This is a genomic window from Algoriphagus sp., assembly GCF_046296635.1.
GTDB lineage: Bacteria > Bacteroidota > Bacteroidia > Cytophagales > Cyclobacteriaceae > Algoriphagus.
This window is the reverse complement of the sequence record NZ_JBKBKZ010000003.1, coordinates 1-19275: the sequence shown is the minus strand read 5'-3', so window position 1 is coordinate 19275 and position 19275 is coordinate 1. Positions and strand designations below refer to the sequence as shown.

The window sequence follows — 19275 nt, the reverse complement described above, 5'->3', positions numbered from 1 at the left end:
TTTGACTTTTGAAGCTCTTCGAATTTTTATGGTTTGATTTTTAGCAAATGCTGATTTTCCATTTCCTCTAGCAAACCGACTGCCTTTTGATCAAGAATTTGTATGATTAAAGTTTTCATGTGGTTATAATTTGATTTTTAAAGGACACACCTGCCTGCCGGCAGGCAGGTGGAATCTTCGCATGAATTATAACCATACCTCTGTGCGTCGCTTTGAGTCATGCTCGATTTCATATGAATTAAATCATCTACTTAAAATTCAAATTTTTTCCCCTCAATTCCTATCACCTACTGAAAGCAAAAAGAATAAAAAAGCCACAAAGGAGTCCCTGGCGGCTTTTGGTCTATTTTAAGGGTATTTAATTTTTTGAATGATTAGTAAGCAGATAGAAATCTTTTTCAAAATTCAACTAACTGAAAACTGACCACTGACCACTGACCACTGCCTACTTTTTCTTGATTCGTTCAAAGATCAATTGACCCGTGGCAGAGCTTTTACTAATAGGCTGAAGAACCATTCTTTCTTCAGAAAATTCAACAATTTGAGCTAAACGATCTCCTTTTTCGTCATGGATTAAGAGTATGTTTCCTGGCATCAGCTCAATTTTCGCTTCTTTTTGCACAACCGTCTGATTTTCAAAATCAGTAAATTTCAGTAAATCACCTTCTTCAAACTTGTACACCGTATTTTCCAATCGGTAATTGATTCTTGCATCCATGCCGGCCTTTTCCAAAGCATTTGCATTTTGGTATTGAGGGGATTTTACGATTTTCTCCATACCACTGAAGTGCACGAGTTGCCAACTTCCAATCAGTTGGCTGTATTCAATCTGACTGAAGTAAAGTGCCAGCGTCAAAATTAAAGAGGAAAAGATTGATAGATTCATGAGCATATTAGTTGCAATTATTTTGCCAGAAAACGAGAAATGATTTGATAGAATTCTGCTTTCATGAATTCTATCAAATCACTTTCAGCACTACCTCAAATCTAGGACAATCTTCTGGAGTTCAGCTTGAAATATAGCAGGGGTCCATACTTTGTAAATATGGTGCTTGGTCAAGGCCTCAGCAAGTCGGGGCATGGTCTTTATCTCAAAACATTAGGCTCAATCTAGCTTTGGATACAGATCGACCAGATAATGGTTACAAAACCAAGTCTTATTTTTTTCCTTAAACTCAATCTCTCTCAAATAAACTTTCCCATCCATCACACCGAAAGGCTGTTCTGTAGAGGACGCCAAGTAATAGAAATTCTTCAACTCCCTATCCAAAGAGTAAACCCGATACTCTTTTCCCGTATCCAAAATTGGAAATACCCTGTCTAACTTCCAGTCGTAAAAGGCAAACCAAGCTTGGTTCTTCTTTTCTAATTCTGGAAAGGTATAGCCTTGAATTGCCCCTGTGGCTTTGGAAAATTTCAAGAACCGATTTTTTAGAGGCAGATTGAAAATAAATCCGTCCCGAGTCTGGATGATATTGTGTCTATAAATTGAAGCAGTACTATAAGCCTCTGGAGTACCCTTTAATTTCCAATACCAATTTTTGGATGCTTCGGAATGTTGTGAATCTAAATAGATCACGTGTTTTTTGTTCTCCCAATCATAGACCCAAAAATCTGCAGAGCTGAGGTACTTATTAGATTCAACTCGATAACCTATCGTATATTTTTCTAACTGAACTAAGCTATACCCCTTCAAATACTTGTCCTCAATAGCAGGTTTTCTTTTCTCCAATTGTTTAATATTCACGTCAAGTTTATCTTGATTTATTTCTAGGATTGTTGTGCCATGACTATGTATTACTAAAAATTCATTCTCACTAGCCTGAACCAATCCATCAATGGAGTTAAATCTGCCGGATTGCTTATCATATCCTTCCAAAAACATCTCATTAAAGCTCAGACTATCTACAATCAATTTGTTCCGGTTGAGTAAAACCAAATCCTTTGGAATTTTTTCATTATATCTCAATCCAATTGCTGATTGATCTCCAATCCAAAGCATTTTGGTGATCACTTCATTTATATTTCCATAGTATAGATTTTCTAGGGTAGGCTTGACCTCTTTGCTCAGGGAATCCGAGTTTGCCATTGCAAAAATTCCCAGAAATTGGGTAGCAAAAATGTAAAGTAAAGTCCTTGGGAACCTCATCATTTGTCTAACTGGTAATATAAACTGAGAATAAACTGATCATCACTTTCTCTTGTAGCAAGCTTGGATAAAAACCCATTTTGATACGGTACCTGATAGGAATACGCATCTCCTTCAAAAATTTCGTTGGTCTTCCGAACCTCCAATAAATTGACATCACGATCAAAAATCAGAACAAAAGCTTGCTTCGATTTGCATTCCCCTTTTTTTCCTATCTCGCATTTCCAATACACCCTTATGAATCGTTCTACATCTTTTACATAGAAAAATTCACCGAAGTAGGAATTGCCTTTATTGAAATTCATAATTCCATCGCTGTCGTAATCATTAATGTCATACCGTAGAGGCTCGCCTAATTCAAATTCAGAAATGCTACCACATTTTTGCTGCAAGAATTTCCCATCTAATGAATAAACATATAGATTGGGATTCATGGAGAATGACAGAATAATCTGATTTTCGACCCGCTCAATGATTGGGTGACTTAAATAAAAAGGCAGGAGAAAATTTTCATCTGAAACGTATAGCCCCTCATATTTGCCAAAAACCTTAGAAAAATCACGAGTTTCGAGACTGAATTCACCAATGGCGGGAAAGTTTTTCTTTTCCTTGGCAAAGTACCATTGATCCAATTGCCTCAAAGGAACCAAGAAACTGTTCCGCTCCGGGATATATTGAAAATCAATCCCAAATCCTCCATAAAGGCCGAAATTGGCAAATCCTTCCTTTGGCATTTCCCAAAGGTTTTCTTTATAGAGATTATACGTGTCTAAAACCTCGCCAAGGCTATTGATCAGTCGAATCATAGGAAAATGGAAGTCACTCACCAGGATGCTGTCCTTTGATATCACTTGAATCCCGGATGGGAAATCAAAGAAATTGGGATCTAATGGTACTCCACCAATAAATTGCCGATTTTTCAGGTCCAGAATTTTGATTTCATGCTTTGGCTTATCCGCCAGGAGATAAATCAGCGTATCCTGAAAAATGAAACTGCTGCGAATCGTACCTCCAAAATCTTGTTGTGCAATAATTTCAAGATTTTCTGCCTTGGGAAAGAATTGGTTGGATTTTTCACTCTTACAAAATTCCTCCTGATGCTGAGAGGAGGAGGTACATCCCCAGAAACCTTGAAGGATCAGATAAAGATAAAAAACAGGGGCTTTTTGGAGATTCATGACTTTAAAACAAATGATTATAAAAACAAAAGAAAGGAGTGGCCTATGGTTAACCTAAACCACTCCTTTGATTTTTAACTGTCGGTCTCTCGCTCCTGACCTACTATACACTTGTTTAGCCACCAGTGTGTAGCACAAACCTCACCACCTCCACCCATAGGAACCCAATGACCTTGATTCCCGAATGGACCTGCTTCAACTTTTTGGCTCCCACCGATATTGAATGAGAGACCCATGGCGAATACAAACGCCACTAAAAGAAATTTTTTCATAAAAGAATAATTAATGGTTAATAATAAGTTATCGTTTGAAAACTAAAAAAAAAATGGAAATTCGCAAACCTAATATTAGATTTAAATATTAAGTTGTTGATTTTCAGGATGATTATTTTAAAAATTAGTTTCAGATAAAAAGAGTTTTTTAAGGAATCTATAGCGTTCAAAAAAATGGGTTGAGTGGTAAATTAAAACTTTCCACTTTTGGTCGTTTTTCCTTAAAAAAAAGTCTTCCTCTCATAACCGAAAGGAAGACTTTTCATTTTGAATTTTAACGACTTATCACATCTCCTTCATCTCACTCACCACTTTTGTGATTGTCTGCTTCGCATCGCCGAAGAGCATCAGACAGTTGGAATAGCCAAAAAGCTCATTTTCCACTCCTGCATAGCCTTTGCCCATGCTTCGCTTGCTGACAATGACAGTTTTTGCTTTATCCGCATTTAGGATCGGCATGCCGTAAATCGGGCTTTGAGGATTGGTTCGGGCAGCTGGATTGACCACATCATTTGCACCGACGATCAGGACAAGATCTGTATTTGGAAACTCATCGTTTATGGCCTCCATTTCAATGAGTTTATCATAGCTGATATTCGCCTCGGCAAGGAGCACATTCATGTGACCTGGCATTCGACCGGCAACTGGATGAATCGCAAATTTGAAGTCGATATTGCGCTTTTCGCATTGCTCCATCAATTCACGGATCACGTGTTGCGCTTGGGCCACCGCCATTCCATATCCCGGAACGACGATCACAGAAGAGACGGAATCGAACAGCATAGCGGTTTCCTCCACCCCGATCTCTTTGATCACAATACTTGGTCCGTCGGCTGTACCCGTAGCCACGGTTTGACCAAACCCTCCCAAAAGGACATTGGTGAGTGATCGGTTCATGGCTTTACACATAATCTGTGTCAAAATCAGGCCGGAAGCTCCGACAAGCGAACCTGCAACTATCAGCACATTATTATTCAGGATAAATCCTGTGGCGCAAGCAGCCATCCCGGAGTAGGAGTTCAGTAAGGAAATTACCACCGGCATATCTGCTCCACCGATTGGAATTACGATCAAAATCCCGACAAGAAGCGCCATCACGACGAGAATCGTGATGTACATGGGATCATTCTGGTACATGAAAGTGAAAACTGAAATCACCAAAAATGAAATCAAAAGACCCAAATTCAGCAAGTGTTGTCCTTTGAAAGTAATCGGTTGACCGGAAACTTTTCCGTTCAACTTCAGCCATGCCACAATCGAACCGGTAAACGTAACCCCTCCAATCAAAACGCTTGCAATGATACTGACGGAGTTGACAGGGTCAATTTCCACGGAAAGTACTTCCGTTTTGAGGAAATGATCTGAAAGGGCAACACTCAAAGATGCCAATCCACCAAACCCATTAAAAAGGGCAACCATCTCCGGGATTTGGGTCATTTCGACTTTTTTGGCGTAATAGAGGCCTATTCCACCACCCAAAAGCATACAAGCAAAAATCTCAACAAAAGATAGAATATCCAATGTGACCAAGGTAGCTACAATGGCGACCAGCATCCCGACGGCTGACAGCATATTTCCCTTTCTGGCATCCTTGGTTTTTCCAAGAAGCTTGATCCCCATGATGAACAGAATGGATGCAAGCAGGTAGGCAAGTTGTGTGGCTATTGTCATTTCTTCTTGAACATTTTAAGCATCCGATCTGTCACTGCATATCCTCCGACCACATTGATGGTAGCAAGGACTAGTGCCAACATGCCCAGATATTTACTTAGCGTGGTAAAACCGAGTTCGCTTGTTGCGATCAAGGCTCCCACGATGGTGATGCCCGAGATTGCATTGGAACCTGACATCAGTGGTGTGTGCAGGGTCGGTGGTACTTTGGTGATCAGTTCGAATCCTAGGTAACTCGCCAGGACTAAAACGTAAATGAGTATTATTAAGGACTCAAGTGTCATATCAAGAGTTTTTAGCTTGTGAATTCAAAATGCTTTTGGTGAACTCGTGCACGAGTTGACCTTCATGCGTAATCATCACACCTTTTGTAATTTCCTCTTCGAGATTTGGATTTAAACCAACAGAATTGAAAAGATGAAGGAATAAGGTGCTGATATTTGTAGCGTAAAGCTGACTGGCGTTCACAGGTAACAGTGATGGCAAGTTTGATTCACCAACGATCGTAACTCCATGCTTTACCACTGTTTTGTTCTTTTCAGAAATAGCACAATTCCCACCCGATTCCACGGCCATATCCACGATCACTGAGCCAGTTTTCATACTTTTGACCATTTCTTCAGAAACAAGAATTGGAGATTTCCTTCCCATCACCAGGGCAGTAGTGATCACCAAATCGGCATCTTTGATTTTGTCTTTGATTAGTTGCTGTTGCTTTTCAAGGAATTCAGCGGAAACCTCTTTGGCGTATCCACCTTCCATTTTTACATCCTCGACACCTTCCACCGTCAAAAATCTCCCCCCAAGCGACTCTACCTGCTCCTTGGTCTCAGGTCTTACATCAGACACTTCGACGATAGCTCCGAGCCGTTTAGCTGTGGCAACTGCCTGCAATCCTGCGACGCCAGCCCCAAAGATCAATACCTTAGAAGGAGTAATTGTGCCTGAGGCTGTCATCAACAATGGAAAAATCTTTCCTAGGTAATTAGCTCCCAAAATCACCGACTTATACCCAGCGAGATTAGCTTGTGAGGATAGCGCATCCATTTTTTGAGCCCGTGAAATTCGAGGTACGGCATCCATGGAGAAAGATGAAATGGATTTTTTATTCAAAGCCTCGATTACATCAGGATGCTGATAGGCATACATGTAAGAAATGCAGGCCGAACCTTGCTTCATTTGTACAATTTCCTCCAGAGTGGGAATATTTACTTTGAGAATCACATCTGAAGAAAAAACTTCTGGAAGTCCTGAAACCTCCGCTCCGGCATTTTTATAATCCTGATCTGAGAAATAAGACCCTTCTCCAGCCCCGGATTCGATGATTACATCAAATTCTTTCTTCTTGAGAAGTTTGATGACATCAGGACTGAGCGCAACTCTTTTCTCAAATTCCTTCGTTTCTTTTATTACTCCAATCTTCATTTTTAGAGATTTAAACAGGGTATGGGAAAATAATTTACTCCAAATTATTCTCGAAAGTAAATTCCTAACAACTTTTTACCCATCCTGTCTTTTGAAAATTAAAGTTTTTTTTACGCAATCGATATTTGATTACGGTATTTTAAAAAAATTGTGCTGTAAACCAAATATTATTCTCCACGATGCAATTATAGTGTGAGTTTAATTTTGATATACCTCAGTATTTCAAAATTTTCATCAAATAATCTCCAACCATTAATCCCAATTATCTTATCCTTTTCAAAAACAAGTACCTACAGAATGCAATAATTCTTATTTTGTCTTACTATTAAACCAGAATTAACAACAACCCATGGAAAAATCTGATCACTCCTCTTCTGGACAAACCCGAAGAGACTTTATCAAAAACGCAGCAATTGCCTCCTCATTTTTCATTGTGCCTCGGCACGTATTGGGAGGTGTTGGATTCACTGCACCTTCTGACCAACTCAACTTAGCTGCAATCGGGGCTGGAGGAAAAGGCCGAAGTGATATTTTGAACGCTTCAGTAAATGGCAGAGAGCGCGTAGTCGCACTTTGCGATGTGGACTTTTCCGGTACTGCAAAAGAATCCGTAGGTAAATTCCCCAATGCCAAACTGTATGCAGACTACCGCAAAATGCTTGAGGAACAAAAAGACATCGACGCGGTAACGATTTCCACGCCGGACCACGTTCACGGTCCAGCGGCCAAATTCTGTATGGAGCGCGGCAAGCATGTCTATGTTCAGAAGCCATTGACACACAATATTCGCGAAGCTCGATTGCTAACCCAAATGGCGAGAGATCAGAAAGTCGTCACTCAGATGGGTAACCAAGGAGCTTCCAATCCACTACTCGACATGGTCAAAGGTTGGATCGACTCAGGAAAAATCGGAAATGTCTCCAAAGTTCAAGTTTGGACCAATCGCCCGGTTTGGCCTCAAGGTGGTCCACTTCCAGCTCCAGATCCAAACCAAAAACCGGCGGATCTCGATTGGGATCTTTGGCTAGGTCCGGCAAGCTTCAAACCTTATACTCCAGGAATGCATCCATTCAGCTGGAGAGGGTGGTGGGATTATGGAACAGGAGCTTTGGGTGACGTCGGATGTCACTTGATGGATATTCCATTCCGTACGCTTGGCCTTCATTATCCAAAAGATGCCGAGTGTTCTGTAGGTTCAGTTTATTCCGGCATGTGGACAGCAGATTACAACCCTGAGGGTTGCCCTGCATCCTCATTCATCACTTTACATTATGCGCCTACGGCCAAAAATCCAGTTCCGCTGGAAATGACTTGGAGTGATGGAGGTTTGCGACCTTCTCATCCGGATATTATTCCTGCTGATCACGATATCGGAGGTGCTAATTCAGCAAATGGTGTTTTGCTTATCGGAGAAAAAGGAATCATATCACACAATATCAATGACAGCTCACCCTTGATGCCGAAACTGTATCTGAATGACGGAACACAAGACTTTGGCCCAGATCGAATCGAAGGCACGGAACCTGAATATGGCCATCAGCGCAAGTGGGTAGATGCCTGCAAAGCGGGTTTTGGTTCCACCGAACACAAAGGCTTGACTTCATCCTTTGACTATGCTGGCCCAATGACAGAAACTGTTTTGATGGGAAATCTAGCTATTCGAAGCTATATGCTTAGAAGAGAAAACAGCCGAGGTCAGCAAGAATTCTACGGCAGAAAGAAACTGCTTTGGGATGGTGAAAATATGCGAATCACCAATCTGGAGGAAGCTAATCAGTTTGTCGGAAGGACTTATAGAGCTGGTTTCGAAGTTTAATTCAGTATGCAGTCGCAGTGATCAGTTGGCAGGCATGTAAGGCTGACACTTCGACTTCGCTCAGTGTGACACGAAACGAAGCCTGTATTGAGTAATTAAAAATGAAAAGAAGACCGTGGGTGGAATGACTCACGGTTTTTTTCGTCCAAAACTTCCAATTTTCCCAACATATTCAGTTCAGAATTATCAATCTTGGGAAAAGAAAACCAATCAACCTATGAAAGCCCTTATTTTCGAATCTTTCCATCAAAAACCATCCATTCAGACTGTACCCGATCCAACTCCACCTTTAGATGGTGTGGTTATCGAGGTCAAAGCCACTGGCCTTTGCCGAAGTGATTGGCATGGCTGGATGGGGCATGATTCGGATATCCGGCTACCACACGTTCCCGGTCATGAATTTGCCGGAGTGATCCGGGAAGTCGGAAAAGGAGTAAGCAATTGGAAAGTCGGTGATCGAGTGACTGTCCCGTTTGTCTGCGCCTGTGGGATTTGTCCTACTTGCCATTCCGGTAATCAGCAGATCTGCGATGACCAATTTCAGCCCGGATTTACACATTGGGGTTCTTTTGCGCAGTATGTAGCTATTCATCGGGCTGAAACCAATCTGATCAAACTTCCTGAGGAAATGACTTTCGAAAAAGCAGCTAGCCTAGGTTGTCGGTTTGCTACTTCATTCCGAGCGATCGTCGCTCAGGGTAAAGTCAGCGGAGGTCAATGGGTTGCTGTTCACGGTTGTGGTGGCGTGGGGCTTTCTGCGATTATGATTGCAGCAGCCTTGGGTGCTACCGTGATTGCGGTGGATATTTCAGAGGAAAAACTCGCTTTGGCCAAATCTGCAGGAGCTCTTGTTGGAATCAATGGAAAAAAATCACCTGATGTCTCGGCAGAAATAATGGACATCACAAAGGGCGGAGTTCATGTTTCTGTAGATGCTTTGGGGAGCAAAGTGACCTGCTTCAATTCGATCGCAAGTCTTAGAAAAAGGGGCAAACATATCCAAGTCGGCTTGATGGCAGGTTCGGATTCAAATCCTGAGATTCCCATGTATTTGGTCATAGCCAAAGAGCTCGAAATTTTTGGAAGTCATGGTATGCAAGCACATGCCTATCCGGAGATGTTGCAAATGATTTTGACAGGAAAAATCGCCCCCGAAAAACTCATTGGCAGAAGAATCAGTTTGGAACAAGCAGTGGAATCACTGATAGCGATGGACACCTTTCAGGAAAATGGAATGGTAATGATTGATCGGTTTTAACTTGGTTTTTTTTCAAAGAATTAAAAAAAATGAAATCAAAAATTAGATGGCTTATTCAGTCTGTTTCAGGTTTATTACTTACTGGAACAGGACTTTGCATGACAATAGATGCAGCTTTTGCTCGATCCGCTGAAGAAGAGTGGTTTTGGTATGGAACGGGTTCTCTGATCCTATTTCAGGCGGGTTTGTGTTTATTAATTGATGCACTTCGGTTCCGGCTAAAGCGAGAAAATATTTAAGGGAATCTTAATCTTTTGCGAATAGAATATTCCGTGTTTTTACAGAAATTAGAATTTGGATTTTAATAAATCCGGATTAAACCAAATAAAAATATTTCTGTCAAAACCCCGTAAACCTTCGCAACTATGATTAAGAAAATCACCCTTGGACTTATTGCACTTTTCGTCCTCATCCAGTTTATTCCTGCTGAAAAAAACGAAAGCAATGACACTGAATTTGACATCACCAAAAGCTACAATGTACCTGGTCATGTAGCCATGATTCTCAAAGGTGCCTGTAACGACTGTCACACAAATCTGACTCGTTACCCTTGGTATTCTAATATTCAACCAGTCAAATACATGCTTGCAGATCATGTAAATGAAGGCAAACGAAAATTGAATTTATCCGCTTTCACCAAACTTCCGCTTGCTGTTCAGAATCATAAATTGGAGGAAATCATCGAAATGGTGGAGGAAAAGGAAATGCCCTTGGCTTCTTACACCTACCTCGGACTTCATCCCGAAGCAAAACTCTCTGATGAAGAACGAAAAATCCTAGTGGACTGGGCCAAAGACCAAATGGCTATGCTCGCAGCAACTTATCCTCCCGATAGTTTGGTAATGAAACGGCGAACCCCGCCCGCACAATAAAATAACCGGCCTCAAATTCTAAATTTGGGGCATTTTTTTTATCCTCTTCAAAAAGGATATACATCATAGCAATTAATAATATATGGATATACTCATTTCTGCCACTGAACAAATTATCTCTTGAAATTCGGCTGGAAGACGGGAGACCGAAAAGAGCCTAAACTTTAATTTTGCGCCTATTTTTTCCTTTGGTTTTTTCTACTGGCAAAGAAGCGGATACTCATATAAAGATATTATTTCGAAATGGTTTTTTACTCGGCCAAAAATTTCGCAAAAACAAAAGCGAAGATCTTATTTTTTTAGCGGGGATTGAAATTTGAAACCGTAGCCTTAAATTTTCAGTACACAACATCCATACTTAACCCGAGATAGTCCCTAAATGATCAACGAACCTAATCCGCCGAAAAAAAGACGATCTAAGCTGGGACTTATCCTGATTTCGGTGATCATTTTAATTTTAGGCGCGGCATTTATTTTTTATCTCAACATCAACAAAATGCTCGCTGCGGCACTGCACAATGTTTTTGAGTCTAGCCAAGTAGCCGACGTATATGAAATGAGTTTTAGAAACTTGCGGGCAAACCCCATTGATGGAGATATCAGCGTGCTGGATGTAACTTTCCAACTCAGAGATAAGCCCCGAAAGTCCTATCCCTATATCAATAGCAGCATCACGCTGAAAACTGACAAATTGATTCTGGAAAATGTCGACATCTTCTTACTGCTTAGATCCAACATACTTAAACTGGAAAAAGTAGCCATCATCCGACCTGATTTGGAACTCAACGTCAATGGATACAATCCCATCTTTTTCCCTTTTATGGATTACCCTGACTCTGCTTCGGTTGGAGAAAACAAACTGCCTGATTCGTATTTTCTGGAAGCTTTTGAGCTTAGAGACGCTGCTTTTCGATTAATTAACCCACTGAGAAAACGAGAATTTTCCATCGAAAATTTTAGTGTCTCAGTTAAAGATGTCCTCCTTGATAAGAATGATCTTGAAGACTTGTTTTTTCTCAAGGAGATGGAAATTTCTCTTAAAACATTCACTGGAGAGATGGAAGAAGATCCCTTACAGCACTTGGGCTTTACGGATTTCAAAATCAAATTCGACTCAGTTATCGCTAAAAAAAATCTGGATACGCTCATTTTCCAGTTTCGGGATTTCAGTTCCGAAGTAAACAACTTGGACATTCAGACACGTGACAGCCTTTTCCATATTACTATGGGCTCTTTTGATCTTTCTTACCTGGATCAAGCAATTCTACTGGAGCAATTGAGTTTCAAACCTAATGTCAGCAATGCTATAATTCAAAAGAACTACAAATTTCAGCATACTCAATTCTCCGGTACTGTCGGCAAAATCGCCATTGAAGGAGTCAACTTCGATTCCCTGATTCATTCAAGTAAACTTTTCGTCGAAAATGTAGTCTTGGACAGCATATCAGCATTGATCTACAAGGACAATACCAAGGCTAGGGACCTAAATCATTTCCCGGAATACCTTGGTCAGACCATCATGGGAATTACAAATCCAGTGAGGATAAAAACGCTATCAGCAACCAATGTCAATCTGATCAATGAGGAACGGAAACCAGACGGATCTATGGCAAGAGTAAAAGTCAACCGTGGCACCTTGGAAGCATCTAATATCACAAATCTAGCGCCTAGCGAAACACTTATCCTTAAAAGCGAGGCGTATTTGGAAGATAGAGTCCCCTTTCGACTAGACTTGGAATTCAGCTATTCTCAATATCAGTTCACTTTTTCAGGCCTTATGAAAAAGTTTGAGTTGGCACAAATCAATCAGATCATGGAGGCCTACACCCCTGCTAATTTTACAGCCGGAATTGCCGACGAAATCAAATTCTCAGGAGTAGCCAAACGGACAAGCTCCACAGGGAACCTATCATTTCTATACCACGACTTAAAAGTTAATTTGGAGCTGGAAGATAAAGCTAAATGGAAAAGTGATATCCTTACTTTCGGGGCAAATACGGCCTTGAACACCAATAATCCAGCCTCACCAAACATGCCGCCCAGAGAAGTAAAATTTAAAGCGGATCGGGATATGAACAGAGGATTTATAAACTTGATCATCAAGTCAATTCTTGATGGTATGCGAGAGACGATGTTCCTTTCAAAGGAAAATAGAAGGGATTTCAACCAGACAAAACGGGAAGCTAGAAAAGAAGCGAGAAAAACTAATTAAAATCTTTTCTTATTTTCCCCAATGGAAAAATTTACCGATTCGGAAGTACGGTGGGGAATTCTTGGCGTAGGTAATGTCTGCGAAGTCAAGTCTGCCCCCGCAATGAATCTCATCCCAAACAGCAAACTGGTTGCGGTGATGCGCCGGGACGAAGCCAAAGTAAGGGATTATGCAGCTCGGCATAGGGTTCCCAAGTGGTACACCTCCGCCGAGGCCCTGATCCATGACCCCGAGGTCAATGCCATCTATATCGCCACACCTCCCAATGCCCATCTCGAACTCACTCGTCTGGCAGCAGCAGCCGGCAAACCCGTCTATGTGGAAAAGCCCATGGCCCGCAATCACGCAGAATGCCTGGAAATGATCGATGTATGTGAAAGCGCCGGCGTACCGCTTTTTGTTGCTTACTACCGAAGGGCGCTCCCCCATTTCCTGCGGATCAAAGAACTTCTTGAAGATGGCGCTATCGGTGAAATCCGTACTGTACATATCAATCTCAAACAACAAGTCGAGGCCGACCTGATCACGAAACTGGAAGACAACTGGCGTGTCAATCCAGAAATCGCAGGCGGAGGATATTTCTTCGATCTTGCCTCACACCAACTGGATCTATTGGATTTCTTTTTTGGGAAAATCACCCAAGCAAGTGGTTTCTCGGCAAACCAAGCCAAAGCCTACGAAGCCGAAGACATCGTGACTGGAAGTTTTGCCTTCGAAAGCGGTGTACTTGGAACAGGAAACTGGTGTTTTACCACCTCACAATCGGCACGAAAAGATGAAATCATCATTGATGGCAACAAAGGTCAAATCCGATTCCCCACCTTCGGAAAAGGTGAATTCCATCTGATTTTGGATGGCGAAAAAGAAGCGCAGTATTTCAATCTCCCTCTTCCCCAACATATTCAGCAGCCGCTGATTCATAGTATCGTAGATGAATTACTAGGAAAAGGCACCTGTCCAAGCTCAGGAATCTCCGGTGCCAGAGCGAATTGGGTTATGGGGGAATTGGTGAGGAATGAAATACAATAAAAGGAATATTTATGGCGGTAATCGAACCAAATTAGACCAATTACCGCCAAAAAATGGCGGGAATAAATAAGTAAGCAAGCCTAAAGAACGACAGTACTCCGAAAAAATAGACATCTGAAAATCGAACTTTGACATCTTGACAAAAACTTTCGGACTGACTTTGGCGACACACAATCCGACCCCAATGTTTTAATCCCGATAGAGCTATCGGGACCCACCGCACATCCTCCTGAGGCGGATAATTTTAGCCAGCCACACATTGGCATCCCGATTCATATTGGGACAAAACCTCACAATCCGACCCACAACCTCCCGCCAAATGCGGGACAAAAGAGCCAATTTCCCAACGCTCGACAGGAATGTTGAAAATAATTTGAAATAAGTGAAGACAAACCAAAAATCTTTTTTAATTTTGACACATTATGTCAATAGAGGTTATGTCAACAGAAACAATAGGCGAAAAGTTAAGACACATACGAGAAGAAAAGGAACTTCCATTGCGGAAAGTTGCTGCTTTGCTCGACATTGATGTAGCTATTTTAAGCAAAATGGAGCGTGGAGAGCGGAAAATCACAAAAGAAGTAGTTTTAAAACTTGCCGACATATACGATTACAGCACAGACGAACTTTTGGTTTTGTTTTTAAGCGACAAGATTTTGCATGAAATTCAAGACGAAGATTTAGGAATAGAAGCACTGAAAGCAGCAGAAAAAAGAGCGAAATATCTAAAGGCGAATAAGAATGAAAAATAAGGCTTTTAACGACTTACCTATTCTTCCTCCAAAAAAATCTCTGGTGGAAACAATTGCTATTCTAAAGCAAGAAAGTAAATCTGCTGTTGCTTTAGCAGAATTAAAAGGACTTACAAACACTTTGCCCAATCCAAACATTCTCATCAATGCTGTGATTTTAAAAGAAGCGCAAGCGAGTTCTGAAATTGAGAATGTGATTACAACTCAAGATAAACTTTATCAAGCTTTATATTCGAAATCGGCCAAACCTGATGTAGCAACTAAAGAGGTTTTACGATACAGAGAAGCTCTTCTTATGGGTACACGCTTAATCAAAGAGAAGGGGTTTCTTAATACGAACGGAATAATTTCCATTCAAAAAGAATTGGAAGAAAACAATGCCGGACTTAGAAGACTTCCAGGAACAGCATTGGTTAATGATTTGACTAATGAAGTGATTTATACGCCTCCTGATAATTTTGATACAATTAGTAATCTGATGAAAAATTTAGAGGAGTATCTGAATGATGGAGAAGATGATGTATCTCCGTTAATCAAGTTAGCCATCCAGCATTATCAATTTGAAAGTATTCATCCTTTTTATGATGGAAACGGTAGGACTGGAAGGATTATCAATGTTTTGTATTTGATCTTGAAAGGTTTATTGAACGAACCTGTTTTGTACTTGAGTTCATATATCATTCAAAACAAAGGAGATTACTACCGACTATTACAAGAAGTACGTACTGAAAATAATTGGGAAGATTGGATTTTGTATATGCTGAAAGGCATAGAACAAACAGCTTTAAGCACAATTGAACAAATTAACAAAATCAACCATTTGTTCAGTGAGACTCAAAAATTGGTACAGGAAAAATTACCTAGAATATATTCAAAAGATTTGATAGAACAGCTTTACATCCATCCTTACAGCAAGATTGAGTTTTTAGTAAATAATTTGGGAATTGAAAGGAAAGCAGCATCAAGATATTTAAATGGTCTTGAGGAAATAGGAATTTTGAAATCACAACAAAAAGGCAGAGAGGTTATTTATATCAATACCAAACTTTATAATTTACTGAAAAAAGGATGAAAGACAACGTGTACCAAATTGTCCCACGTAAATAAAACGCGTACCAAATACCGTATTTATGGTACACGAAAATTAGATATGAGACTTTTTGGTACATAAATAAAATGTAGTGCAAAAACATCAAGATAACATAAACACATTCCGCTCCCTCTTCAAAGGACGTGAAGATGTATTTGCTGTTCGTTGGGAGAAAGGGAACAAATCGGGCTATATGCCAGCTGTTTTTTATGACCCTTATCGTCTTCGGGCACATAAAATGAATGGAGGGACATTTCAGAATTTTACCGAAAAGTCTTATCTGAAAATTTCAGATGAACAAATCCAAAAGCACTTGGATGGGTTTCATCAGATTGGAGTTTATCCATTACTACAAGATAATACAACTTGGTTTTTAGCAGCCGATTTCGATAAAGACAATTGGCATAAGGAAGCCGTTACTTTTCTTAATGCTTGTAAAGAAAAAGAAATTCCAGCCTACTTGGAGCGTTTTCGTTCAGGAAATGGTGGACACGTTTGGATATTTTTTGATAAACCATATCCTGCAATAAGAAGCCGAAAAATATTCGTATCTATTTTAGAACAGTCGGGTGTATTTTCAATGTTTGACAAAAGTTCAAGTTTTGACAGACTGTTTCCAAATCAGGATTTCCTTTCAGGAAAAGGCTTTGGAAACTTGATTGCTTTACCACTTTTTAAACCAACTTTTGAAAAAGGAAATAGCTGCTTTGTCAATCCCGAATCATTTGTACCTATCGCTGACCAATGGAACTTTCTTAAAATCATTCAAAAAGTTACCACAGACCATTTAGACGAACTGTATAATGGATTAAAGTCAGGAGTAGAATTTAACCCTCCGATAGCAACAGACGACAAACTGAATATTTCTTTAAATAATAATATCAGGATAAGTAGAAGCGGTTTGACTCCTGCACTTATCAACTTCCTGAAAGAAGAATTGAATTTTGCCAATTCCGAGTTTTTCATTAAAAAGAAATCAGGAAGAAATACTTATGAAACAGCCCGATATTTTAAATTGGTTGAGGAAACCGAAAGTGAGATTTTCATTCCAAGAGGTTTTATCGGAAAGCTTTTGCGATTTTGTAAAGAATCACAAATCGAATTTGGGTTTGTTGATGCAAGAAAATTGAATCCATCAATTTCTTATGTGTTCAATGCTTCTTTACGAAATCATCAGCTAGGAGTAATAGAAGCAGCTTCCAAAAAGGATTACGGAGTAATTGTAGCTCCACCAGGTTCAGGAAAAACCCTTATTGGTTTAAAAATTATTGCCGATAAAAGACAACCTGCACTTATTATTGTTCACCGAAAACAATTATTGGAGCAATGGACAGAACGCATTGAAGCATTTTTGGGTATTCCGAAAAGAGATATTGGCGTTATTGGTCAAGGGAAGTTAAAAATCGGAAAGCAAATTACTGTGGCAACTATTCAAAGTTTACCAAAACAAATAGAATCTGTACAAAATCAATTCGGAACCATTATTGTGGACGAGTGCCATCACGTTCCTGCTGAAACTTTCAGGAATACGATTGCAAAATTACACACCTATTTTCTTTATGGGTTAACTGCCACACCTTTCAGAAAGTATAATGATGGAAGAATGATTTTTACCCATTTGGGAGAAATCATTGCCAATATTCAAACCACAGAAATTGAAAATTACAAACAGGCAAAAATCATTATCCGAAACACGGAATTAAATGTTCCTTTCAACTCCAAAACAGATAATTTTGAATCTTTATCAAAAATATTGGTTCACGATACAGCCCGAAATAAACTGATATTGGAAGATGTAAAAAATGAACTGAATCAAGGAAAAAAGGCGGTTATCATTACCGAGCGTAAAGAACATATTGACACGCTGTATTTGTTTCTTAAACAATCTTATGAAGTAATTGCTCTAAGCGGAGAAGATTCAGAAACTTCCAAAAAAGCTAAATGGAAAATATTACAAGAAGGTAATTTTCAGGTTTTAATTACCGCAGGGCAATATTTTGGAGAAGGAACAGATTTACAAAACATAAACTGTTTATTTTTGGTCTATCCATTTTCTTTTGAGGGCAAACTAATTCAATATATCGGCAGAGTGCAACGCTCGGAAATAAACCCTACTATTTACGACTACAGAGACTATAAAATTGATTATCTCAATAAGCTTTTCCTGAAACGCAATACTTATTATCGAAAAATTGACAAGCAAGTAACTTTATTTGATGAGCCAAAGGATGAAATCAAAACTTCAAATCACATTTTAACTATAGAAAAGAAAATCAAAGTTTCAATTGAGGAATTGGAGTTTCATTATGGAAGTGTAGGGTTAAAATATCCTGTAAATGAGATGAATACAACTCTTGAATTCCAAGTTGAAAACATTGAAATAAGACCAGAATTTGAGGTATTAAAACCCTACTTCATCAAAACATTAAAATCAAAGAATATTACTGTAGAAATATTTGCCGAGTTTGAAAACGGAAAATTGGTTTCTCAATTAGCACTATCAACTGACATTGACCATATAAATAAAGAAGCAGTTGAGGGTGTGAAATTTCAATTTTTAAATAAAGGATTGCTCAAGCAATTCACTCCACGAAAGCAAAATATCGTTACATCTGACGAATTACAAGAGCAGGGAAAAATTTATTCAAATGCAGAAGAGTTGTTGAATGAAATTCTCAAAAACAAGCAATACAAACATTCACAACACATTCAATATTTAGCAGACAAACACGAAAATCAGGTAATGAAAATTCGTTTTGTACTTAATCCATTTTCATTCGTATTTCTGCTTGCAGGAGAGCAAAGTTATTTTATTGTTTTGGAAACCTTGGACACAGAAGAAGCAACATATATTTGGCATACACCAAAAAACAAAGCATCTCTAATTGAAGAAGTAAAACAAATTGACAGCCAACTAAACATTATTAGAGAAAAAGGAAGACAGACATTTTTAGAAAATAGTCCTGACAATTTTACAAGGATTATACACGACTATTCGGACAACAAAAAAGGTTTTATTATATGGAAATCAGCAATAGAAGAATTAATCTAACCCATCTCACAGGTGTAAGCACATCCCGAAGAAAAATCGGGAAGAGCTTCCACCATTGCCACCCAAAGGAAAAATTATTTTTTAAAATCTCTTCCCTCTAAAATTTTTAAAACAGCCGACACACACGCCAAACAGACAGAAAAATAGAAACAGTAAAATGACTGAAAAAGCACAGAAATACAACGACTTAACAATGACGGTGGACAGAAGGCCAGCTTACAACAGCACCTATAAGAAATTGGCGGTTCAGTGGTTAAATGAAGCTTTGTGCTTCGTATCAAGTTCAGTGGTGGCAGACAGTTTTGTGCTTCGAAATCGCCAACTTCTTATAGCTGCAAACCGTCAGACTGTCTAAAAACCCCTTTAATATTTTTATAAATAGACCTACTATTCCTATGGGATATATCAGGTATTTTTTTTATCTTTTTGTATGAAATTTATCCAAGGAACAGACCGAACCCAGCTCGCACTTTTCCCCACCTGCCTGGATGATTCCCTT

Annotated in this window: 17 protein-coding genes; 10 read left to right on the top strand and 7 right to left on the bottom strand. The window is 39.5% G+C overall.

What is annotated here, in order from left to right; all coding sequences use genetic code 11:
* Positions 1-445: 445 nt before the first annotated feature.
* From ACK4HU_RS03410 to ACK4HU_RS03380, 7 genes are all read right to left on the bottom strand, one after another.
* Positions 446-886 (bottom strand): hypothetical protein, encoded by a 441-nt coding sequence (locus ACK4HU_RS03410; RefSeq protein ID WP_409803447.1) that lies wholly within the window; start codon positions 884-886, stop codon positions 446-448.
* A 219-nt stretch (positions 887-1105) separates the two neighbouring features.
* Positions 1106-2152 carry a hypothetical protein gene (locus tag ACK4HU_RS03405; RefSeq protein ID WP_409803446.1) on the bottom strand — a complete coding sequence of 349 codons (1047 nt, stop codon included), beginning with the start codon at positions 2150-2152 and terminating at the stop codon, positions 1106-1108.
* A complete protein-coding gene (locus tag ACK4HU_RS03400; protein ID WP_409803445.1) occupies positions 2149-3327 on the bottom strand; it encodes a DUF4221 family protein in 1179 nt (392 codons plus the stop codon). The genes ACK4HU_RS03405 and ACK4HU_RS03400 overlap by 4 nt, the downstream gene beginning before the upstream one ends.
* Before the next feature lie 74 nt (positions 3328-3401).
* Complete coding sequence (locus tag ACK4HU_RS03395; RefSeq protein ID WP_409803444.1) at positions 3402-3599, bottom strand: hypothetical protein; 198 nt, start codon at positions 3597-3599, stop codon at positions 3402-3404.
* A gap of 285 nt (positions 3600-3884) precedes the next feature.
* Positions 3885-5270: an NAD(P)(+) transhydrogenase (Re/Si-specific) subunit beta gene (locus ACK4HU_RS03390; RefSeq protein ID WP_409803443.1), complete on the bottom strand. Its 1386-nt coding sequence runs from the start codon at positions 5268-5270 to the stop codon at positions 3885-3887.
* Positions 5267-5554, bottom strand: coding sequence for an NAD(P) transhydrogenase subunit alpha (locus ACK4HU_RS03385; protein ID WP_409803442.1), 288 nt, complete (start codon positions 5552-5554; stop codon positions 5267-5269). Before ACK4HU_RS03385 ends, ACK4HU_RS03390 begins: the two co-directional genes overlap by 4 nt.
* 1 nt (position 5555) lies before the next feature.
* Positions 5556-6695: a Re/Si-specific NAD(P)(+) transhydrogenase subunit alpha gene (locus ACK4HU_RS03380; protein WP_409803441.1), complete on the bottom strand. Its 1140-nt coding sequence runs from the start codon at positions 6693-6695 to the stop codon at positions 5556-5558.
* 349 nt (positions 6696-7044) lie between these two features.
* Between ACK4HU_RS03380 and ACK4HU_RS03375 the strand changes: the two genes are divergently transcribed.
* The 10 genes from ACK4HU_RS03375 (at position 7045) to ACK4HU_RS03330 (ending at position 19131) form a co-directional block, all read left to right on the top strand.
* A complete protein-coding gene (locus tag ACK4HU_RS03375) occupies positions 7045-8511 on the top strand; it encodes a Gfo/Idh/MocA family protein (protein WP_409803440.1) in 1467 nt (488 codons plus the stop codon).
* 217 nt (positions 8512-8728) lie between these two features.
* Positions 8729-9769 (top strand): zinc-dependent alcohol dehydrogenase family protein, encoded by a 1041-nt coding sequence (locus ACK4HU_RS03370; protein ID WP_409803439.1) that lies wholly within the window; start codon positions 8729-8731, stop codon positions 9767-9769.
* Positions 9770-9798: 29 nt separating this feature from the next.
* The gene (locus ACK4HU_RS03365; RefSeq protein WP_409803438.1) at positions 9799-10008 is read left to right on the top strand and encodes a hypothetical protein; all 210 of its coding nucleotides are present in this window, start codon (positions 9799-9801) and stop codon (positions 10006-10008) included.
* A gap of 126 nt (positions 10009-10134) precedes the next feature.
* Positions 10135-10641: a heme-binding domain-containing protein gene (locus ACK4HU_RS03360; RefSeq protein WP_409803437.1), complete on the top strand. Its 507-nt coding sequence runs from the start codon at positions 10135-10137 to the stop codon at positions 10639-10641.
* A 379-nt stretch (positions 10642-11020) separates the two neighbouring features.
* Entirely contained in the window at positions 11021-12853 is a 1833-nt protein-coding gene (locus tag ACK4HU_RS03355) for a hypothetical protein (RefSeq protein WP_409803436.1), read from the top strand.
* A gap of 21 nt (positions 12854-12874) precedes the next feature.
* A complete protein-coding gene (locus tag ACK4HU_RS03350; RefSeq protein ID WP_409803435.1) occupies positions 12875-13882 on the top strand; it encodes a Gfo/Idh/MocA family protein in 1008 nt (335 codons plus the stop codon).
* Positions 13883-14319: 437 nt separating this feature from the next.
* Positions 14320-14634, top strand: coding sequence for a helix-turn-helix domain-containing protein (locus ACK4HU_RS03345; RefSeq protein WP_409803434.1), 315 nt, complete (start codon positions 14320-14322; stop codon positions 14632-14634).
* The gene (locus ACK4HU_RS03340) at positions 14624-15706 is read left to right on the top strand and encodes a Fic family protein (RefSeq protein ID WP_409803433.1); all 1083 of its coding nucleotides are present in this window, start codon (positions 14624-14626) and stop codon (positions 15704-15706) included. The genes ACK4HU_RS03345 and ACK4HU_RS03340 overlap by 11 nt, the downstream gene beginning before the upstream one ends.
* A gap of 109 nt (positions 15707-15815) precedes the next feature.
* Entirely contained in the window at positions 15816-18776 is a 2961-nt protein-coding gene (locus ACK4HU_RS03335) for a TOTE conflict system archaeo-eukaryotic primase domain-containing protein (protein WP_409803432.1), read from the top strand.
* Positions 18777-18933: 157 nt separating this feature from the next.
* Positions 18934-19131: a hypothetical protein gene (locus ACK4HU_RS03330; RefSeq protein WP_409803431.1), complete on the top strand. Its 198-nt coding sequence runs from the start codon at positions 18934-18936 to the stop codon at positions 19129-19131.
* Positions 19132-19275: the final 144 nt, after the last annotated feature.

What these genes read in the sequence shown, in the direction of transcription:
- ACK4HU_RS03345 (WP_409803434.1), top strand. Translation starts at nt 14,320, where the DNA reads ATGTCAACAGAAACAATAGGCGAAAAGTTAAGACACATACGAGAAGAA.
- ACK4HU_RS03385 (WP_409803442.1), bottom strand. Translation starts at nt 5,554, where the DNA reads ATGACACTTGAGTCCTTAATAATACTCATTTACGTTTTAGTCCTGGCG.
- ACK4HU_RS03370 (WP_409803439.1), top strand. Translation starts at nt 8,729, where the DNA reads ATGAAAGCCCTTATTTTCGAATCTTTCCATCAAAAACCATCCATTCAG.
- ACK4HU_RS03350 (WP_409803435.1), top strand. Translation starts at nt 12,875, where the DNA reads ATGGAAAAATTTACCGATTCGGAAGTACGGTGGGGAATTCTTGGCGTA.
- ACK4HU_RS03380 (WP_409803441.1), bottom strand. Translation starts at nt 6,695, where the DNA reads ATGAAGATTGGAGTAATAAAAGAAACGAAGGAATTTGAGAAAAGAGTT.
- ACK4HU_RS03340 (WP_409803433.1), top strand. Translation starts at nt 14,624, where the DNA reads ATGAAAAATAAGGCTTTTAACGACTTACCTATTCTTCCTCCAAAAAAA.
- ACK4HU_RS03410 (WP_409803447.1), bottom strand. Translation starts at nt 886, where the DNA reads ATGAATCTATCAATCTTTTCCTCTTTAATTTTGACGCTGGCACTTTAC.
- ACK4HU_RS03400 (WP_409803445.1), bottom strand. Translation starts at nt 3,327, where the DNA reads ATGAATCTCCAAAAAGCCCCTGTTTTTTATCTTTATCTGATCCTTCAA.
- ACK4HU_RS03355 (WP_409803436.1), top strand. Translation starts at nt 11,021, where the DNA reads ATGATCAACGAACCTAATCCGCCGAAAAAAAGACGATCTAAGCTGGGA.
- ACK4HU_RS03375 (WP_409803440.1), top strand. Translation starts at nt 7,045, where the DNA reads ATGGAAAAATCTGATCACTCCTCTTCTGGACAAACCCGAAGAGACTTT.
- ACK4HU_RS03405 (WP_409803446.1), bottom strand. Translation starts at nt 2,152, where the DNA reads ATGATGAGGTTCCCAAGGACTTTACTTTACATTTTTGCTACCCAATTT.
- ACK4HU_RS03330 (WP_409803431.1), top strand. Translation starts at nt 18,934, where the DNA reads ATGACTGAAAAAGCACAGAAATACAACGACTTAACAATGACGGTGGAC.
- ACK4HU_RS03365 (WP_409803438.1), top strand. Translation starts at nt 9,799, where the DNA reads ATGAAATCAAAAATTAGATGGCTTATTCAGTCTGTTTCAGGTTTATTA.
- ACK4HU_RS03360 (WP_409803437.1), top strand. Translation starts at nt 10,135, where the DNA reads ATGATTAAGAAAATCACCCTTGGACTTATTGCACTTTTCGTCCTCATC.
- ACK4HU_RS03390 (WP_409803443.1), bottom strand. Translation starts at nt 5,270, where the DNA reads ATGACAATAGCCACACAACTTGCCTACCTGCTTGCATCCATTCTGTTC.
- ACK4HU_RS03395 (WP_409803444.1), bottom strand. Translation starts at nt 3,599, where the DNA reads ATGAAAAAATTTCTTTTAGTGGCGTTTGTATTCGCCATGGGTCTCTCA.